The sequence below is a fragment of the Nocardioides cremeus genome (genome assembly GCF_030518195.1).
Classification (GTDB): Bacteria; Actinomycetota; Actinomycetes; order Propionibacteriales; family Nocardioidaceae; genus Nocardioides; species Nocardioides cremeus.
In genome coordinates, this window is sequence record NZ_JAULSC010000071.1 from 1 (window position 1) to 579 (window position 579).

General features: G+C 54.4%; 1 protein-coding gene. It reads left to right on the plus strand.

Annotated elements, in window-relative coordinates; all coding sequences use genetic code 11:
• The coding region (locus QWJ41_RS20770) for a hypothetical protein (RefSeq protein ID WP_302710374.1) at positions 1-579 on the plus strand (579 nt) is incomplete at both ends.

Genomic DNA, 579 nt, shown 5'->3' on the forward strand with positions numbered 1-579 from the left:
CTCAAAACATGTACAAGTTCGTTGTTTTTTCTGTGATCGCCGTTGTGGCCCTCCAGGGAGTCCTGGCTAAGCCCAAGGCAAAGGCAGCCCCCGTAGAAAAATCCCAGATCGACGAACTGGCGGTCAACGCCCGTCAAATCGTGAGGAACGTAAGCTCAGTGATCGAGGGTAACCTGCCCGACTCCAAACAGGTTTCGGACACCCTATCCGAGACCTCCCAACAATTGGCCACCAAAGTGAAGGACATCGTCGAGAACTTGAACAAACAGGCCCAAGACCACAAAGGAGACATCGAGCAAGTCGTCAACCAGATCAAAGAAAGCCTGTCCACCACCGCCACCAAGCTGCAGGCCGCCATCGGCCCCGACGCCGTCAAAAAGGCCAAGGAAGTCAAAGCCAACTTGGACGAGGGCTTGAACAAGGCCATCGCCGAAGCCGAGAAGTTGGCGAAGGCGGCTGAACCGGAAGCCACAAAAGTGAAAAATGACCTGACCAACGCCGCCAAGAGCCTCCTGGACCAAGTCGTCGAATTGAGTAAAAACTTGAAGACCGAGCTCGACAAAAACCTGGCCAAAGCCT